This window comes from Sorangium sp. So ce385, from assembly GCF_051474135.1.
GTDB lineage: Bacteria > Myxococcota_A > Polyangia > Polyangiales > Polyangiaceae > Sorangium > Sorangium cellulosum_D.
On record NZ_CP150337.1, the window covers coordinates 13,019,243 to 13,036,695 of the forward strand.

11 protein-coding genes and 1 tRNA gene are annotated in these 17,453 nt (G+C 72.9%); 7 read left to right on the plus strand and 5 right to left on the minus strand.

Features of this window, described 5'->3' with window-relative positions:
• Positions 1-372 precede the first annotated feature (372 nt).
• From mxcH to WME83_RS47685, 6 genes are all read left to right on the plus strand, one after another.
• The gene (gene mxcH / locus WME83_RS47660; protein ID WP_437316349.1) at positions 373-3,009 is read left to right on the plus strand and encodes a TonB-dependent siderophore myxochelin receptor MxcH; all 2,637 of its coding nucleotides are present in this window, start codon (positions 373-375) and stop codon (positions 3,007-3,009) included.
• 53 nt (positions 3,010-3,062) lie between these two features.
• Positions 3,063-4,376 carry a hypothetical protein gene (locus WME83_RS47665; RefSeq protein WP_437316350.1) on the plus strand — a complete coding sequence of 438 codons (1,314 nt, stop codon included), beginning with the start codon at positions 3,063-3,065 and terminating at the stop codon, positions 4,374-4,376.
• A 48-nt stretch (positions 4,377-4,424) separates the two neighbouring features.
• Positions 4,425-6,032 carry a PepSY-associated TM helix domain-containing protein gene (locus WME83_RS47670; protein ID WP_437316351.1) on the plus strand — a complete coding sequence of 536 codons (1,608 nt, stop codon included), beginning with the start codon at positions 4,425-4,427 and terminating at the stop codon, positions 6,030-6,032.
• On the plus strand, positions 6,025-6,372 hold the full coding sequence (locus WME83_RS47675) for a hypothetical protein (RefSeq protein ID WP_437316352.1): 348 nt from the start codon (positions 6,025-6,027) through the stop codon (positions 6,370-6,372). Before WME83_RS47670 ends, WME83_RS47675 begins: the two co-directional genes overlap by 8 nt.
• Positions 6,365-6,643, plus strand: a complete 279-nt coding sequence (locus tag WME83_RS47680; protein ID WP_437316353.1) for a hypothetical protein — start codon at positions 6,365-6,367, stop codon at positions 6,641-6,643. The genes WME83_RS47675 and WME83_RS47680 overlap by 8 nt, the downstream gene beginning before the upstream one ends.
• A gap of 400 nt (positions 6,644-7,043) precedes the next feature.
• Positions 7,044-7,130 (plus strand) — tRNA-Ser (locus WME83_RS47685).
• Between the two features lie 173 nt (positions 7,131-7,303).
• Here WME83_RS47685 and WME83_RS47690 read toward each other — a convergent pair.
• Together WME83_RS47690 and aspS are read right to left on the minus strand one after the other, a co-directional pair.
• Entirely contained in the window at positions 7,304-8,659 is a 1,356-nt protein-coding gene (locus tag WME83_RS47690) for a DUF4388 domain-containing protein (RefSeq protein WP_437316354.1), read from the minus strand.
• 217 nt (positions 8,660-8,876) lie between these two features.
• On the minus strand, positions 8,877-10,823 hold the full coding sequence (gene aspS, locus WME83_RS47695; protein WP_437316355.1) for an aspartate--tRNA ligase: 1,947 nt from the start codon (positions 10,821-10,823) through the stop codon (positions 8,877-8,879).
• A gap of 235 nt (positions 10,824-11,058) precedes the next feature.
• On the opposite strand from aspS, the gene WME83_RS47700 reads away from it, so the two are divergent.
• Entirely contained in the window at positions 11,059-13,011 is a 1,953-nt protein-coding gene (locus WME83_RS47700; protein WP_437316356.1) for a hypothetical protein, read from the plus strand.
• A 57-nt stretch (positions 13,012-13,068) separates the two neighbouring features.
• Here WME83_RS47700 and WME83_RS47705 read toward each other — a convergent pair whose 3' ends face one another.
• From WME83_RS47705 to WME83_RS47715, 3 genes are read right to left on the minus strand one after another with little or no spacing between them, the layout of a single operon-like run.
• A complete protein-coding gene (locus WME83_RS47705; RefSeq protein ID WP_437316357.1) occupies positions 13,069-15,243 on the minus strand; it encodes a transglutaminase TgpA family protein in 2,175 nt (724 codons plus the stop codon).
• A complete protein-coding gene (locus tag WME83_RS47710) occupies positions 15,240-16,472 on the minus strand; it encodes a DUF58 domain-containing protein (protein ID WP_437316358.1) in 1,233 nt (410 codons plus the stop codon). Before WME83_RS47710 ends, WME83_RS47705 begins: the two co-directional genes overlap by 4 nt.
• Before the next feature lie 7 nt (positions 16,473-16,479).
• Positions 16,480-17,382: an AAA family ATPase gene (locus WME83_RS47715; RefSeq protein WP_437316359.1), complete on the minus strand. Its 903-nt coding sequence runs from the start codon at positions 17,380-17,382 to the stop codon at positions 16,480-16,482.
• Positions 17,383-17,453 lie beyond the last annotated feature (71 nt).

Consider the following 17,453-nt stretch of genomic DNA (forward strand, 5'->3'; position numbering starts at 1 on the left):
AGGCCGAGGTAGCGGAGACGAGGTTGGCGCCGGTGAATCGATCTCACGGCATCCATGCGAGTTGTTTGTCAAGTGGAACGCGCGCATTTCGAGCGACGCGCGTGATCTGGTATTATGTTCAGTCGTCGGTTCTGCTGATTCCGAGGCTGCGAGGCGGGTGTGCGGGGAGGGCGAGCGCGCTCCTGCCGCGGCGATCGCCGAGGAACGCGGCCCTCCCGCAGGTGGAACTGAAATTGATTTCTGCTTTCATTCCAAGTACTGGAGTTTTCTGACATGGTCGCCAGCCACGTTCCCCGCCCCCCGCGTTCTGAGCTGGGCGTCTGGTCGAACGGGCGTGCTGTGCCGCGCAGGGCTCTCGCTGCTCGGGGCCCGATGGCAGGCGTCCTGGCCTTCCTGCTGGTCGGCGCGCAGGCGCCGGCGCGCGCGCAGGACGGCGGCCCGCCGGCGGTGCGCGCGGGCGATGGTCGTGACGCGAGCGGCGCGCGCGCGCCTGCTGCCGGCTCGACGGACAGCGAGCGTTCGCCGGCCGCCGGGGTCCCTGCCATCGAGCCGCCGCGGCTCCTCGAGCGCGTCGAAGCCGAGGCTCCGGCGGAGGCGCGGGCGGCACGACGGGAGGGCACGGTCGTGCTGAAGCTCCTCATCGACGCGGAAGGTCGCGTGACCGAGGCCGAGGTCGCGACCTCGCTGGGTCACGGCCTCGACGAGGCGGCCCGGGCGGCGGCGCTCCAGTTCCGCTTCGCGCCGGCGCGCCGGGGCGGCACGGCGGTCGCCGCACGGATCCTCTACGGCTACGAGTTCCGGTTCGCGGAGGAGCCCCCGGCCGCGCAGTCGCCCGCCGCGGCGGGCGGGCCCGGGGTCCCGGAGGCGCGGCCGGTCCCGGCGGCACCCCCGGTCCTGGCGGCGCCTCCGGTCTCGGCCGGGCCCCCGCCGGCCCAGGGGCCCCTCCAGGCGGCCGGCGCCTCGCCCGTCCAGGTGACCGTGCGCGGCGCCGAGGCCGAGCGGCTGCGGCAGTCCGCGCAGGCGATCACGGTCATCGAGACCGAGGAGGCGCAGCGGAGGACCGCCGATCTGGGCGAGGTGCTCGCCCGCACCCAGGGCATCGGCGTGCGGAAGAGCGCGGGGCTCGGGTCGTGGGCCCGCTTCTCCCTGAACGGCCTGACGGACGATCAGATCCGCTTCTTCCTCGACGGCGTGCCGCTCGATCTCGCGGGGTACCCGTTCGGCGTCGCCAACGTGCCGGTGAACCTGGTCGAGCGCGTCGAGATCTACCGCGGCGTGGTCCCGGTGCGCTTCGGCGCCGACGCGCTGGGCGGGGCCGTCAACCTGGTCACGGATCGGGACGTCCGCGGCACCCATGGCGCGGTGTCCTACGAGATCGGCTCCTACGACACCCACCGGCTCGCGCTCTCGGCGCGGCACCTGCACGAGCCGAGCGGCTTCTTCGCCCGCGTGAGCGGCTTCTTCGACGCCGCGAAGAACGACTACCCGGTGGACGTCGTGGCGGCCGATCCCAGGACCGGGCGCGAGGAGCCCGCCCGCGCCTACCGCTTCCACGACGCCTACCGCGCGGCGGGCGGGAGCGCCGAGCTCGGCTTCGTGAACCGGCCCTGGGCGCGGCGGCTGCTCCTGCGCGCCTTCGTCACCGACTACGACAAGGAGCATCAGCACAAGTTCGGCGTCATGAAGGAGCCGTATGGCGAGGTCACGAACGGCGAGACCGCGCCCGGCGCGACGCTCCAGTACGAGCAAGGGCTCGGCCGGGGCGTCGCGCTCGATGCGCTCGTCGGGTACACGCACGGGCGCGCCACCTTCCTCGACGCCAGCGAGTGCGTCTACGACTGGTTCGGCCGCTGCGTCCGCAAGCGCCCCAAGCCAGGCGAGATCGAGTGGCCCCCCCGGGATCAGGTGTTCTGGGAGCACAGCGGCCTCGGCCGCCTGAACCTCCGCTACCGGCCCCACCCGGAGCACGCGCTGCAGCTCTCCGTGTCACCGACGTTCATCACGCGCACGGGAGAAGAGCGCAGGCCGGACAACCTCCAGGCCCGCGAACAGCTCAGGGGCGCGCACAGCCTGTTCACCTGGGTGCACGGCGTCGAGCACCAGCTCAACCTGCTCGACGATCGCCTGGAGAACCGCCTCTTCGTGAAGGATTACGTGCAGCTGCTCCGCATGAAGGGGCGCCTCCCCGGGCTCGACGGGCGCTTCGGTCGGCGGGAGCGCGACACCCATCGCCTCGGCTTCGGCGATGGCCTCCGCTATCGCTTCTCCGAGTGGCTCTACGCCAAGGCCTCGTACGAGTGGGCGACGCGGCTCCCGCGGCCCGTCGAGGTGTTCGGCGACGGGGCGATGATCGTCGCCAACCTCGACCTCTCGCCCGAGACGAGCCACAACGGAAACCTCGGCTTCACGATCGACGCGCGCGACACCGCGTCGGGCGCGTGGCGGCTCGACGCGAACGGCTTCGTCCGCGCGGTCGAGCGGCTCATCGTGCTGAACAACCGCACGGACTCGATCCAGTACATCCACGTCACGGGCGCTCAATCGCTGGGCGTCGAGGCCGCCGCCGGCTGGACGTCGCCGGGAGAGCACGTCGCCCTCGACGGCAACGTCACCTATGACGATTTCCGCAAGACGTCCGACGAGGGGAACTTCGCTGGCTCCGAGGGCGAGCGGATGCCGAACCGGCCGTGGCTCTTCGCCAACGGCTCGGCGCGCGTGCAGCTCCAGCAGGTCTTCGCGCCGCGCGACACGATCTCGCTCACCTGGGACACGCGCTATGTGCACGAGTTCTACGTCGGCTGGGCGAACTCGGGGCTGCTCGCCTCCAAGGCCAAGGTGCCTTCTCAGCTCCTGCACTCGCTCGCGCTGACCTACGTCGTGCGCGACGAGCCGCGCACGGTGAGCTTCACCATCGAGGCCCACAACCTCACCGACGAGCGGGCCTCCGATTTCTATGGTGTCCAGCGGCCCGGACGGACGCTCTCCTCCAAGGCGACGCTGGAGATGTGACGACGACGATATCGAGGCGAGCCCTCCGGCTCGCGCGACCGGAGCAAACCCAGATGAGTGTCATTCAACGAAAGCAGCGGCCACCGAAGCGCACGGGCGCCGCGACCTTCGCGCTCGTGCTCCTGACCGGCGCGCTCGGCGGCGGCTGCGCCGACGACGAGACGTCGAGCCCCGTCGGGCCGAGCGGCAGCGGCGGCGGCGGGCAGAGCGGCAGCGGCGGCGGGCCGAGCGGCGGCGGCGGCGACGGGCAGGGCGGCGGCGACGCCTTCATCGTCGCCACGCGCGTCTGGGACGACACCGCCACCAACTCGTATTATCACGTGGTGCCGTCGCTCGAGGCCGGCACGGTGGTCGACCCCTCCCAGGCGCTCGAGGTCACCGGCTCGGCGAGGCTGTTCGCGTTCGAGGGGCTGGGCTGGTTCGGCGTCGGCGGCGCCGAGTCGCCGACGATCTCGCGTTACACGCTCGATGGGAGCAACGCGCTCGTCAAGGGAGACTCCATCAGCCTCCAGCCCTTCGGCGTGCAGAGCCTCTGGCCCACGAATTACGTCGTCTCTCCGACCAAGGTCTACCACCCGGATCGCGCGGGCGAGCAGATCGTCGTGTGGAACCCCACGACGATGGAGGTGGAAGGGACGATCTCGTTGCCGGACACCGGGCGGGAGGGCTACCTGGCGCTGTACGGATACGGGTCTGTCCTGCGCGGCAAGACGCTCCTCTTCTCGGTGGGGTGGTTCGACTGGAACACGACCGACACCGTCCTCCCGGAGACCGGGCTCGTCGCGATCGACACCGAGACGGACACCGTCGTGCGGTTCGACGTCGACGATCGGTGCGGCGGGATCACGCAGTCCGTCGAGACGGCCTCTGGCGACGCCTACTTCGTGAGCTCGGCGCTCGGGGCAGCGGCCTATCAGCTCGATCGGCTGGAGACCGAGCCCTGCGCGCTGCGCATCCTGAGAGACGCGGACGCCTTCGACCCCGAGTTCCACCTGCTCCTGAGCGAGCTGGCGGGCGGCGCGATCGCGGGCGATCCCATCCCTGCGGGCGGGGACAGCCTCTTCCTCCGGGTGTTCGACGAGGACCTCGCCACGATCGAGGAGGAGACCAAGACCTTTGAAGTCACGGGCCAGCCGGCGTGGCACTGGTGGCGGTGGGACACCGCGGCGAACGAGGCCGCGGCGATCGCGGAGCTGACCCCCTCGCCCGCGAACGTCTCCTTCTTCGAGGTCGACGGCCGGGTCTTCACGATCGATGAGGGGGCCGACTCCACCGAGAGCACCCTGATCGAGCTCACGGCCGAGGGTGGGCCGAAGCTCGGCCTGACGACTCCGGGGTACCTGCACGGCCTGGCGAAGGTGCGTTAAGCTCGCGCGACGCGCGGCGCTCCGCGCGAGGGGACAGGGTGACTCGCGATGGCCAAGAAGCTCTCCCGCCATGCCTTCACGACCTTCTGGGACGTGCACGCCTGGGCCGGCGTGATCGGTGGGCTCTTGCTCCATGTCATGTTCCTGTCGGGGGGGATCACGCTCTTCCGGAGGCAGCTCGCGATGTGGGAGGAGCCCATCACCCAGCAGCGCTCCTCCATCGAGCAGGCGGGGCTCCAGGCCACGCTGGATCAGGGGCTCGCCGCCGCGGGCACGACGCCCGAGCAACTCTGGCTCGACTTGCCGGAGGGCGGGCTGGGCGCCGCGCGGCTCCAATACTCCTCGCAGGGCGAGCTGGCCTCGTGGTGGCTCCACGAGGGGCTCTTGCCCGAGCGCGAGCGGCTGTCCGACTTCCTCTACGACCTGCACTACCTCTGGCACCGGGCGACCGGATCGTGGCTTTTCTATGTGGGCGGTCTCCTGTGCGTCGCGCTCCTGCTCGCGCTGGCGACCGGCGTGCTCATCCACCTGAAGGACATCGTCCGGCAGTTTCATCAGTTCCGGCCGGACAAGACGCGCCGAGTCCTGTGGTCGGACATGCACAAGGTGCTCGGCGTGATGGGCCTGCCATTTCAGCTCCTCTACGCGTACTCCGGCGCGCTCTTCGTTTTTTTGGGGTTGCTCGTGCAGGTGTTCACAAGTCCCGTGTTTGGCGGGGACGCCGGCCGGGCGGACCGGGCGGCGTGGGGGGCGTCGTACGTCGACGAGCCGGCGAGCGGGGCGCCCGCGCGCGGCCTCACCCTGGACGAGCTCACGGCGCGCGCGCGGGCGGCCGAGCCCGGGTTCGTGCCCGAGAGATACCGAATCCGGCACCTCGGCCTCGACAGCGGCACCGTGGATGTCCGCGGCTCGACCGAGGGGGTGCCGTTCGGGCGCGGCCTCGTGCGCCTGCGCGCGACCGACGGCGCGGTCCTCTCGGCCGACGTGCCCGGCGCGGAGGGCGCCCGCAGCGGCGTGCTTCGCTGGATCTACGGCCTGCACTTCGCCGATTTCGGCGGCGTCACCCTCCGCGTCCTGTTCTTCGTGCTCGCCCTGGCGACGTGCGCCACGATCCTCACCGGCAACTGGATCTGGCTCGCGCGGCGGGAGGCGCGGCAGGAGAGCGTGGGCAACCGCCTCCTCGCGCGGCTCACCGTCGGCTTCGGGGCGGGGACGGTCGTCGCGATCGCGGCGCTCTTCCTGGCGAGCCGCGCGCTCCCGCTCGGCTGGGCGGGCCGCATGACGGCCGAGGAGCTCACGTTCCTCGCGGCGCTCGGGCTCTGCGTCGCGTGGGCGCTCGCCGCGCGCGACGGCGGGAGCCTCTGGTGGCGGCAGCTCGGGCTCGCGGGGCTCTTGCTGCTGCCCGTCCCCGCGCTCGCGGCCCGCTGGTCGGGCGCGGGGCTCTTCGGGGCGGGGCCGAAGCTCGCGGCCGTCGTCGCGGTCGACGTCGCGCTCCTCGTGACGGCCGCGGCGCTCTGCGCCTCGGCCTGGGCGCTCCGCCGGGCGGCTTCGCGGCGCGCGGCGCCGCAGCAGGCGGCGCAGGACGAGGCGCCGGCATCGCTGTCGCACGGCGGGGCGGGGCTCATGGCCAGGGGCCAGACGGCGTCCGATGGTTGAGATCGCGTCGCTCCTCTCGGCGTATCTCGCCTTCGCCTTGCTCCACGCGGCGCGGCCGGAGCGCGTCCCGCTCCGCGTCGCGCCGCGGCTGCGCGGGAAGCGCGCGTGGCGCATCGCGGCCCGCGCGCTGGCCGCCGCATCGTTCGCGCTGTCGGTGTGGCTGTGGCGCCGGACCGAGGCCGGCCCCGCGGCGTACCTCGTCCCCTTCGCCGCGCTCCTCTGCGCCGCGAGCCTGTTCGTCCTGCTCGCGCCCCTCTGGCCGCGCGCCGCGTGGGGCCTCGCGCTCCTGTCTCCTCCCGCGGTCGTCGCGCTCTCGCTCGCAGGAGCGTGTCATGGCTAGCGGCCGGCTCGCCCGGATCGGCGCGACCCTGCGCCCGCTGGCGGCGCTGGTCGGGACGCTCCCGGTCGCCGTCCTGGCCAGCGCGTGCGTCGCGCGGTTTGCGCCGCTCTCCGCGGACACGCGGGGCGTCCTCGCCTTCGCGCTCGTGGCGCCGCTCTGGGTGACGGCGATGTGCGTCGCCTTCCTGGCCCGCAGCGCGGCCCGGGCGTGGGCGGTCTGCGCGGCGCTCGGCGCGGTGCTCTTGGCCCTGGCCTACGGCGTGCCGCAGTGACCCTCCACGACAGGCGCCGCCGCCCGGCCGCCCGCGCCGCCGGCCGGGGAGGGTGGGTCCGGGCGAGACGCGACAAAAAGCTAATAAATATTCGGTAGTTGTGTCGTCGTGGACGCTCGCTGCGCGCGGGCGCGATCGCCCTCGCCGCCCGAACCGAGCCCCGGGGTAGAGCCGGCCGGCCCGCTGCCCTCGCCGCCGTCCCCTGGAGGCCCTCGCCCGTCCCTTGCGCGTCCCAGCACGATCTTTTTGTGCACGGCGGCAGCCTCTTTGGTATGTTGCCGCTCCCTCGACGGACCGCGCCGAGCGTCTGTCGAGTCAACGCTCTTTTTACTGTCGAAGCTTCGAGATCCGCATGGGGCCCTGCGCCGAGCATGGGCCGGGCGGATCCTCCTGGAGACCAGGAGAGGTGGCCGAGTGGCTGAAGGCACACGCTTGCTAAGCGTGCGATCGGGAAACTGATCCGCGGGTTCGAATCCCGCCCTCTCCGCCGTGATCGCGCTCAGCGCTACGCCCGTCGTGAGGCGGCCTGAGCCCCGCGTGTGGACAACGTAGCGGCGGCGGACGTCGCGCGCATGCGCCGATGCCGCATGCGCGGCGTCCGACGTGCTGCCGTGCGCGTCTTCCCCCCTTCCCGCGCGCGCCTCGGCGCCGGCGCGCGCCTCAGGCGGCCCGGGTCCTCAGCACGCGCGACTGCAGGAACTGGTAGATCGTCTTGATCGCGTCGAACGAGCCGACCGCGCTCTCCTTGATCACCTCGTTCACCGTGCGCGAGCCGTTCACCGCGCCGAGCACGAGCTCCTCGATGCGCGTCAGCTTGCCCGAGCCCACGCCGTCGAGGGCGACCTGATCCACGACCACCACCTGGTCGAAGTTGATCGTCCCCTCCATGAGCCGCCACTCGTCGACGCGCCGGAACCCCTCGAGCACCAGCGCGGACACGGCGAGGCCGAGGCGCGCCTGCTCGACCTCGGGGCGGAACGGCTCGCGCGTGAACGAGAAGCGCCCGTAAGGCCAGCGCAGCACCTCGTAGATCAGCTCGCTCGACTGGCGCTCCAGCACGGCGATGAGATCGTCGTTCGTCGCGACGCCCGCCTCGACAAGCACCTGGCCGAGCAGCGTCTGCGGCGCCTTGGCGCGGAGCAGCGCCTCGAGCTGCTCCCGCGTCACGAGCCCGCGCTCGATGAAGTAGCGCCCGAGCTTGAACTCGTCCGACGAGTTGCGCGCCTGCACGAGATCGATGAGCCCCTGGCGGAGGGAGATCGTGACCGACGCGCGGTTCGTGGTCACCCGGAGCACGCCCGTCTGCCGCTGCATCTGGAGCAGCTGGAGGATCTCGGCGAGGGGGATCGCCGAGACGTCGCCGCTCATCACCTCCTTCGCGTCCGGGGGCGCGTCGAGATCGCGGAGCGTCAGGGTCAGCTTCGAGACCACCTCGCTCGTCATCACGCGGGCGACCGCCTGCATCACGGCCGCCTCGTTCGTCCGCGCCTCGGGCGACAAGCTCATGATCGCGGGCGTCATCACCGTCGCCAGCTGCTGCGCGAAGTCGACCCCGGCGCGCTGGCGCATGTTCCGGGCGAGGAGGCTCGGCCGCACGCTCTCGGCGATCGTGTCCTCGTCGGGCATCTTCGCGCCCTCCGGCACGGGCCGCGCGCGCCCCTCGGCCGTCTTCGCGAGCGCGCCCTCGATCACCGCGACCAGCGCCCGCGCGTCGAACGGCTTCGTGATCGCGTCGACGGCGCCCGTCTGCTGGACGAACTGCCCCCGGATCTTGTCGCCCTTGGCGCTCATCAGGACGACGGGCACCGTGCGGTGCGACGGGTTCGACCGCAGCTCCCGGCAGAAGGCGTAGCCGTTCATCCTCGGCATCACGAAGTCGAGGAGGACGAGATCGTACTTCGGCCCCTTCTTGATGAGCTCGATCCCGGCGAGCCCGTCGCGCGCCACCGTCGGATCGAACCCGTTGCGAGCGAGGATGGCGCTGACGACCTTCAGGATGGTCGGGCTGTCATCCACAACGAGGACTCGCGCCGGGGAGGCCATGGCGAAGGATACAGGCCCTACCCTACCAGAAGTGCGCGGCCTGCAAACATAAAGGCCGAGGGGCGCGGCCGCGCACGGCGAGGCAGGGCACAGCGCGCGCGGTGGCGGCGGCGCCCCGAAGCGCTTACGCGCTGGGGCGCCGCGGTCGAGCCGTCCGATCGCGATCGCGCGCGCGCCCCCCGGTCCGGCATCAGGCGCCGGCGCTGCCGGTGCCCGCCGCGCCCGGTCGGGCGTCTGCGGGCGCGACCGTCTTCACGTGCAGCTCGGTGAGCTGCGCGGCGTCGACGGCCACGGGCGCGCCGGTCATCTGGTCCGTGCCCTGGTTGGTCTTCGGGAACGGGATGACGTCGCGCAGCGTCGGCGCGCCGCTGAGCAGCATCGAGAGCCGGTCCATGCCGAGCGCGATCCCGCCGTGCGGCGGCGCGCCGCTGCGGAGCGCGTCCAGGAGGAACCCGAACTTGTCGCGCGCGTCGCCCTCGTCGATGCCCAGCGTCTTGAAGACGCGCGCCTGCACCTCGGGATCGTGCAGCCGGATCGAGCCGCCGCCGATCTCGAACCCGTTCAGCACGAGATCGTAACGGTAGCACTCGACGCGCGCCGGATCGCTCTCGAGGAGCGGCACGTGCTCGTCGATCGGCCGCGTGAACGCGTGGTGCGCGGCGGCCCAGCGCCCCGTGTCCTCGTCGAACTCGAACAGGGGTGGGTTCGTCACCCAGAGGAACCGCCACTGGTCGCCATGCCCGTACTCCGGGATGAGCCCCATCTTCTTGGCGACGTCGATGCGGAGCTTCGCCATGACGGTGTGCACCACCGCCTCCTTGCCGAACTGGAAGCAGAGGATGTCGCCCGGCTTGGCGCCGAGCGCCTCGTTCAGCTTCTGCCGGAGCTCCGGCGTGATCGACTTCGTGAGGGGCGACTGCGTCCAGGAGCCGTCCTCGGCGAGCTTGGCGCGCGCGAGCCCCCGGAAGCCCTTCACGTCGCGGAGCCCCTTCTCGAGGTCCTCGGTCTGCTGGCGCGAGAGGTTGGCGCTCGCCGGGATCACGAGGCCCTTCACGATCTCGGGCTTCAGATCGCGGCGCAGCTTGCCCGACCGGTACTTCTCGGCGAGCTCCACCCAGAACGGCACCCCGCCGCCGCCGTGCTCGATGATGAGATCGGTGAGGTCGGTGTGCTCGATCCCGAAGCGGAGGTCGGGCTTGTCGTTGCCGAAGCGGCGCATCGACTCGCCGTACGGCATGCGCGGGAAGCGGCCGGTCGGGTAGAGCTCGGTGAGGTCCTTGCCGACGGCGGCCTTGAACACCGCGAAGACGAGCCCCTCGATCAGCCCGAAGACGTCGTCCTGGTTCACGAACGACAGCTCGACGTCGATCTGGGTGAACTCCGGCTGCCGGTCGATGCGCAGGTCCTCGTCCCGGAAGCACTTCACGATCTGGAAGTACCGGTCGAAGCCCGCGACCATGAAGAGCTGCTTGTAGAGCTGCGGGCTCTCGGCGAGCGCGTAGAACTTGCCGGCCGAGATCCGCGACGGGACGAGGAAGTTGCGCGCGCCGCCCGGCGTGTACTTCACGAGGAACGGCGTCTCGAGCTCGAGGCAGCCCTGGTCCGACAGGTAGTTCCGCGTCGCCCGGTTGATCTCGTGGCGCATCCGCAGCGTCCGCTGGAGCGGGGTCCGGCGCAGGTCGAGGTACCGGTGCTGGAGGCGGATCTCCTCCCGCGTCTCGATCTCGTCCGCGATCTCGAACGGCGGCGTCTCGGCCCGGTTGAAGATCGTCGCCTCGGCGACCCAGACCTCGATGGCCCCCGTGTCGATCTTGTCGTTCACGTTGCCTTCGCGGCTCACCACGACGCCCCGGACGCCGACGACCCACTCGGACCGGGCCCGCTCGGCGGCGGCGTGCGCGTCGACGAGATCCTTCTCCTCCGCCTTCACGCCGTATTTCGTGATCGCTCCGAGGTAGCTGCGATCGAAGACGATCTGCGTCACGCCGGTGCGGTCGCGGAGGTCGATGAAGATGCAGCCGCCGTGGTCGCGGCGCCGCGCGACCCAGCCGAACAGCACGACCTCCTTGCCAATGTCCGCCTCGCGCAGATCGCCGCAGCGGTGCGTCCTCTTGAGCTCATCGATGAAACGGGACACGAGCCGACCTCCGAATTTCCGTGGGAGGGGCGACTCTAGCCCAGGTCGCCGCTCACCGCCTCTCCGGATGATCGCGCCCCTCGCCGCGCGCATCGGCCGCGCGCGCCGCCGCCGGGGGCGCGGATCGGCCCCGCGCGCCGCCGCCGAGGCGCGGCGGGCCACGCGCCGCCGGCGGCGCGGCCGGGTCGTGCGCCGGAACTTGGCCCGCCCGCGGCCGATCTGGCATGGCCGCCCGGTGAGCTCCGAAGAGAAACGCTGCTGGCTCGATCGGTCGCTCGCCTTCCTGTCGGCCGCGCTGCCCTTCGGGCTCTCGCTGGCCCGCGCCGCCTCGTCAGGGCAATGGCGAGAGGATCTCACGGCCGTCCGGGACCTCGGCCTCGTCGCGGTCGGGGTCGGCGGCGGCCTCTCGACCGCGGTCTCGCAGGCGCTGAGCCTGCTCCCGCTGGGCTCGCGCACCTTCCGCACCGCCCTCGGGTCGGCGCTCGCGCTCGCGCTCGCGTCGCGCCTGCTCTACGAGATGGTCCGCCGGCTCCTCCTGGAGTCCGCGCGGCCGGCGCCCCTCCCCGGGCTCTCGCTCCTCCGCAAGCTCCTCGGCGGCGCCGCCGAGGCGATCCCGGCCGCGGCGCGGCCCGCGCCGGCCGCGTCCGACGGCGCCGCGAGCCCGCGGCTCGCCGCCGCGCTGTCGGCGATCGCCGTCCTCACGGCGGCGCTGTCGCCGACGTGGCAGCGGGAGGCGACCGTCGGCGGCGGCGCCATGCTCGCCACCTGCTGCGCGCTCGTGGCCCTCGCGCTCGCGTCGATCTGCGCCGAGCAGGCGCGGCACGCGGGGCGCGCGTGGATCGCGCTCGGCGCGGTCCTCGGGGCCACGTTCGCCGAGAGCCCTCCCGCCGGCCTCGCGGCGATGGCGGCGTCGCTCGCCATGGTCCTCGCCCGCCGGGGCCTCGGCGGGGGCGCGGCGGCCGCGGGTCCGCCCCGGCGCCTGCTCGGCGCCGCCGCCGGCGCGGGCGCGCTCACGGCCGCGCTCCTCCTCGCGCCGCTCGTGCTCCGGCCGCTCGCGCCGCGCGCGTGGGCCGACATCGGCCGCGCGCTCACGGCGGGGAGCCTCGCCGCCGCCGACGTCGCGAGCGCGCGCACCACGGCGCTCGCCGCGTGGAGCCGCGAGATCGGCGTCGTCTCCCTCCTCATCGCCGCGGCCGGCCTCGCGCTCTCGCTTTTGCGCCCGCGCGCGCGGTGGCTCGTCGCGCCGTTCCTCGTGCTGCTCGCGCTCGACACCCTCCTGCCCGCGCGCGCGGCCGGCGTGCTCTCCGCGGATCCGCTCACCCCGCTGCGGTCGCTCGCGGTCGCGGCGATCGCCGTCGGCTCGGCGCTCGGGGCGCACGCCGCCGTCCGGGCGCTGCTCGACACGCGCGTGCCGTTCTCGCGGAGCGGCGCGGTGCTGCTCGTCGTCTTCCAGCTGACGCTGGTCGCGCTGACGAGCGAGGAGGCCGGCTTCGCCGCCGACCGGAGCGAGCAGACGGCCGCCGAGGTCTGGACCGACGAGGCGTACGGCAGCCTCGATCCGAGCTCCGCCATCCTCGTGCGCTCGCCGGCGATCGCGTGGCGGGTCTGGGCGGCGCGGATCACGCGCGGCGAGCGGCCGGACGTCCTCGTGGTCCCGATCCCGCTGCTCGATCGCGGACAGGTCGCGGCGAGCCTGCTCGCCGAGGAGCGCAAGCTCGCGCCGCTCCTGCGCGACTTCGCGCTCGCGGGCGAGCCCAGCGAGTTCGCGCTCTCCACGCTGGCCGACGTCCGGCCCCTCTACGTGGAGCTCGATCCGCGCTGGTCGAAGAGGCTCCTCGGCCACCTGAACGTGGCCGGGATCTGGCTCGAGTACGCCCCGCAGCCGCTCGGCCCCTCGGATCGCAAGCTGGCGACCGCGCAGTCGATCGTGCCGATCAAGCGCGTGCTGGAGGCGCTCTCGGCCGCCGCGGTGCCGGACACGTCGACGGCGGCGGTCCTCGCGTCCACGATGCGAGGCCAGTCGAACGTCGTCAGCCTGCTGGGCGAGCGCGTCGTGGCGCAGTCGTTCGTGGACCGGCTGGGCGAGCTCGCGGCCGAGGACCCGTTCGTCTCCGGCGGCCCGACCCGCCGCGCCGTCACCGGCATCCGCCAGGCGTTCATCGCGAAGCGCCCCGTGCGGCGCCGCTGAGCAGGCGCCGCGCGCGGCCGAGCGTCGCTGCGGGCAGCGCGCCGCCGAGGCCCGCGATCAGCCCGACGCGTGGAGCCCGACGTCGCCCGCCGCGAGCGCGCGGCGATCGGCCGAGCGCAGCGCCTTGACGCGTCGCTCGAAGTCGCGGCTGTCGTCCTCGGTGAGCTGCGCCCCGCCGAAGCGGGCGCGCAGGTAGACCTGCGTGAGCTGCAGGATCTCGCGCGCCAGCGGGTGGTCCGCGTGCTCCAGCGCCTCGGCGTGGCGCAGCGGCGGCATGCTGGGCGGGCGCGGCACGCCCTGCGCGAGCATGGCGGCCTCCAGGCTCTCGTAGAGCGCGGTCGCCAGGATCGCGCTCGGGGTGCGCCCCCCGTCGGCGCGCGACTCGTCGCGCCCGCGGCGCGCGCGGCGGAACCGCCAGTAGAGCAGGCCGCCGCCCAGCGCGAGCGCGACGGCGGCGACGGCGAGGACCCGCGGGCGCGACAGCGCGACGTCGCCGCTCGAGCCGGACCTCCGGTAGCGCGACGTGAGCGTCTGGAGCAGGCTCACCTGCTGGTTCAGGTCGTAGCCGACGATGTGCCTGTCCCAGCGCTGGCTCGTCGCCTCGATGAAGTCGCGGAGGTACGCCCAGACCCCGACCAGCTCGCTCTTCGGCGCCGCGTCGGCCGGCGGCGTCGGATCGAACGTCTGCCACCCCTCGCCGTCGAGGAACACCTCGACCCACGAGTGGGCGTCGCCCTGGCGCACGGCGTAGAACCGGCCGAAGCGGTTGTAGGTGCCGCCGACGAAGCCGGTCACGTTGCGCGTCGGCACGTCCACCGCGCGCAGCAGGATCGCCATCGCCGTCGAGTAGAACTCGCAGTGGCCGCGCTTCGACTCGAACAGGAAGTGATCGAGCGGCTGCGGGTCCGCGCCCGACGGCGACGCGAGGTCGTACCGGTACTCCGTGCGCAGGCGATCCTGGACCGCCCGCGCGCGGTCGGCCGGGCGCTCCAGGCCCTGCGTCCATTGCTGCGCGAGCTCGACGACGCGCGGCGGCAGATCCTTCGGCAGCTCCAGGTAGCGCCGCCGCTCGCCCGCCGGCAGGCGCTGGAACGTCGGCGACCGCTTCCGCGACAGGAAGACGTCGTAGACGAGCCCGCGGTCGTCGAGGGGCTGGTACCGGAACTCCCCCTCGGGCCCGCGGTGGGCCATCGTGTTCGCGTCGACGCCGAGCTGCCCGCGGCTCTTGAACCGGAGCCCCGTCGCGTTCGGCGGGAGGAAGATCACGGGCGGATCGATCGGCTCGAGATCGATGCGCATCACCGGATCGACCGACGGATCCGGGTACCGCTCGATCGGCACGAGGCCCCCGTCGCTCTCCGTCGGGCGCTTGAACGTCTCGCTCTGGGTCCAGGTGCGGCCGTCGTACGCGTCGAGCGCGGTGCCGCGCAGGTGCATGGTGAGGCGCGGGGGCGGCGGCTCCGGGAGATCGGGGATCTCGACGCGCATCGCCAGCTTGGGATCGCTGCGCAGCACGCCGACCTGGCCCAGGTCGACCTTGCCCGAGAAGCCGATCATCCGCCCCGTGTGGCCGCGGTTCAGGAGGAGCAGCGACAGGCCGACGCGCGGGAAGATGACGAACAGGAGCGCGGTGAAGACGAAGATCGGGATCGAGAGCAGGCAGGTGACGGCCAGGAACGAGCGCCCGACGACCCGCCTGGAGCGCAGGATGCGCGGCACGTCCACGGGCAGCCCGGTCCGGTCGCGCGCCCCCTGCCGGTAGTTGCCCTCGACCTCGCGCCTGAGGTGGCTGAGCACGAGGGCGCCGGGCGCGACGACGAGCACGCCGAGGAAGCACAGCCCGTAGCCGAGGCCGCCGCCGAGGACGGTCCCGGCGATGAGGTGCAGGAGCGCGAGCACGATGACCTGCTGGTCGTGCGCCGCGCCCTTGCGCGTCGCGAGCCGGATGATCTGCAGCGCCGCGGCGAACTCCACGAGCACGTCGAGCACGCTCGCGTCGGTCGCGACGATGCGGACCACCTGGACGGCGATGACGACCAGGAGGACGCCGGTGTCGAGGTGGCGGAGCGCCGGGTGCCGCTGCCAGGACTCGCGCACGACGAGCGCGAGCGCGAGGCCGATCAGGATGGCCCAGCTCACGTAGCGGTTGAACTGCCCGCTGGCGACGAGGGCGATGACGCCGAGCGCGGCGAGCGCGTCGGTCATGACCCGGTGCACCATCCCGAATCTCATGAAGCGGTCCTCGGCGTGCTGGTGCGGCGCTCGCCGCTCGTGGGGCCCGGGCTGGAGGCCTGCCGCGCGGACGCCAGGGCGGCGCGCCCCTCGCTGCGCTCCGGCAGCCGCCCCTCGTCCACCGCCTCGAGCAGCGCCAGGAACCGGAGGATCGCGTCGGAGCCGATGTTGCGGTCGCCGCGCACCCGCTCGCCCAGCGTCGTCGCGACGACCACGGCGTCGCCGCGCTTGATGTGGGCGACCGCGCGCGAGGCCGCCTCGCGGATCCTGCGCTCGAAGGCCTGCGCGAACCCGTCGCCTTCGCCGGCGGGCCGCACCGTGTCGACGACGATCCGCACGTCGGGCCGCGTCTCCCGGGTGCGCTCGCGCAGCACCAGCTGGTCGCGCATCGTGCTCTTCTTCCAGTAGATGTCGCGCGGATCGTCGCCGTCGCGCATCGGCCGCAGCCCGAACGTCTCGTCGCCGCCCCCGCGCCCGCTGAGGCTCGCGCCGCCCTCGCGCCGCCCCGCGTCCTCGACCGGGAGCCGCACCGGATCGACGGCGGGGTAGATGATGAGATCCCCCTCGGCCTCGACCTCGCGCGATTTCTCGAACAGCCCGAAGGGGAAGCGGGTCGCGATGCGGAACCCGGTGTGCCGGTCGCGGCCGCGCTTCGCCGGCGTCCGCCGGTAGGCGGCCACCTGCGCGCTGGAGGGGCTGATCTTCAGGAAGAAGCAGCGCTTGTCGGCCGGCTGACCCGCGCGCAGGTCCTCGACCTCGATCGCGTACGACGGCACGCGCTTCTTGTGGTTGTAGACCTCGATCTCGACGAGGTGCGCCCGGCCCACCTGGGCGCGGGCCGGGAGCCGCCGGGTCACGGTGAGGTGTCGGAGCGACAGGTCGCTCATCACGCCGGAGACGACGATCAGCGACAGCAGCATCCCGAGCAGCAGGTAGAGGAGGTTGTTGCCCGTGTTGATCGCCGCGAAGCCGACGCCCAGCGTGATCCCGAGGTAGTACTTCCCCTCCCGGGTGAACTTGAGCTTCCGGGGCGGCCTCAGGGCGAGCAGGACCTTCGTCCATGACGACGCCTGCTCCCCGCGCGAGGGCAAGAGCGGGCGCTGCTCGATCGGGGGCCGCTCGCGCTTCGGGCGGCTCGGTCGGATGGCGCTGCGCGACGCGCCGCCTTCACGCTCGGCGCCGCGGGAGCTGCCGCTGAGAGATCCCCGCTCCCGGTCCTCTGCGCCCATCGCCCCCTCAGAGCGGGACCGGCACCCGCGCCACGAGGTCGCGCACCGCGGCCTCGCATTCGTCGCGGGTCGGCATGTAGCCCTCCGCGTGGGCCGAGAGCCGGACCCGGTGCGCCAGCACGGCGACCGCGAGGTCATGGATGTCGTCCGCGATACAGTACGAGCGGCCGTAGAGGACGGCGCGCCCCCGGGCCGCGCGCGCCAGGTTCATGCCGGCGCGCGGCGAGGCGCCCAGCGAGAGGGTCGGGCTCGAGCGCGTGGCCGCGAGCACCGCCTGCAGGTAGGTCGCGAGCGACGAGTCGAGCTCGACGCGATCGACCTCGCGCTGCAGCGCCACGAGCTGCGCGGGATCGATGATCTGCGGCACGTTCCGCGCGCGATCGGGCTCGCCGCCCTGGAGGAGCAGCCGCATCTCCACCTGGGGCGGCGGGTACCCGATCCGGATCCGCACCATGAACCGGTCGAGCTGCGACTCCGGCAGCGGAAAGGTGCCGGCGAAATCCTGCGGGTTCTGGGTCGCGAGCACGAAGAACGGCTCCGGCAGCGGCGTCGCCGTCCCCTCGATGGACACCTGCCCCTCGTTCATCGCCTCGAGCAGCGCCGACTGGGTCCGCGGGCTCGCCCGGTTGATCTCGTCGGCGAGCAGGACGTTCGCGAAGATCGGCCCCTGGCGGAACACGAACTGCCCGAGCCGCTGGTCGAAGACGCTCACCCCGAGGACGTCGCTCGGCAGGAGATCGCTGGTGAACTGAACGCGACGGAGCTCGCCCCCCACGGCCTTCGCCAGCGCTCGCGCCAGCGTCGTCTTGCCGACGCCGGGCACGTCCTCGATGAGGACATGGCCCCGGGCGAGCAGCGCGATGAGCGCCAGCTCGACCGCCTCTGGCTTCCCTTCGAGGGCCTGCTCCACGGCAGAGCGAAGCTTCAGAAGAAGTGGCGAAGCTTCACGCGCGACCGAGAGCGCTGATGTCATCACGGGCG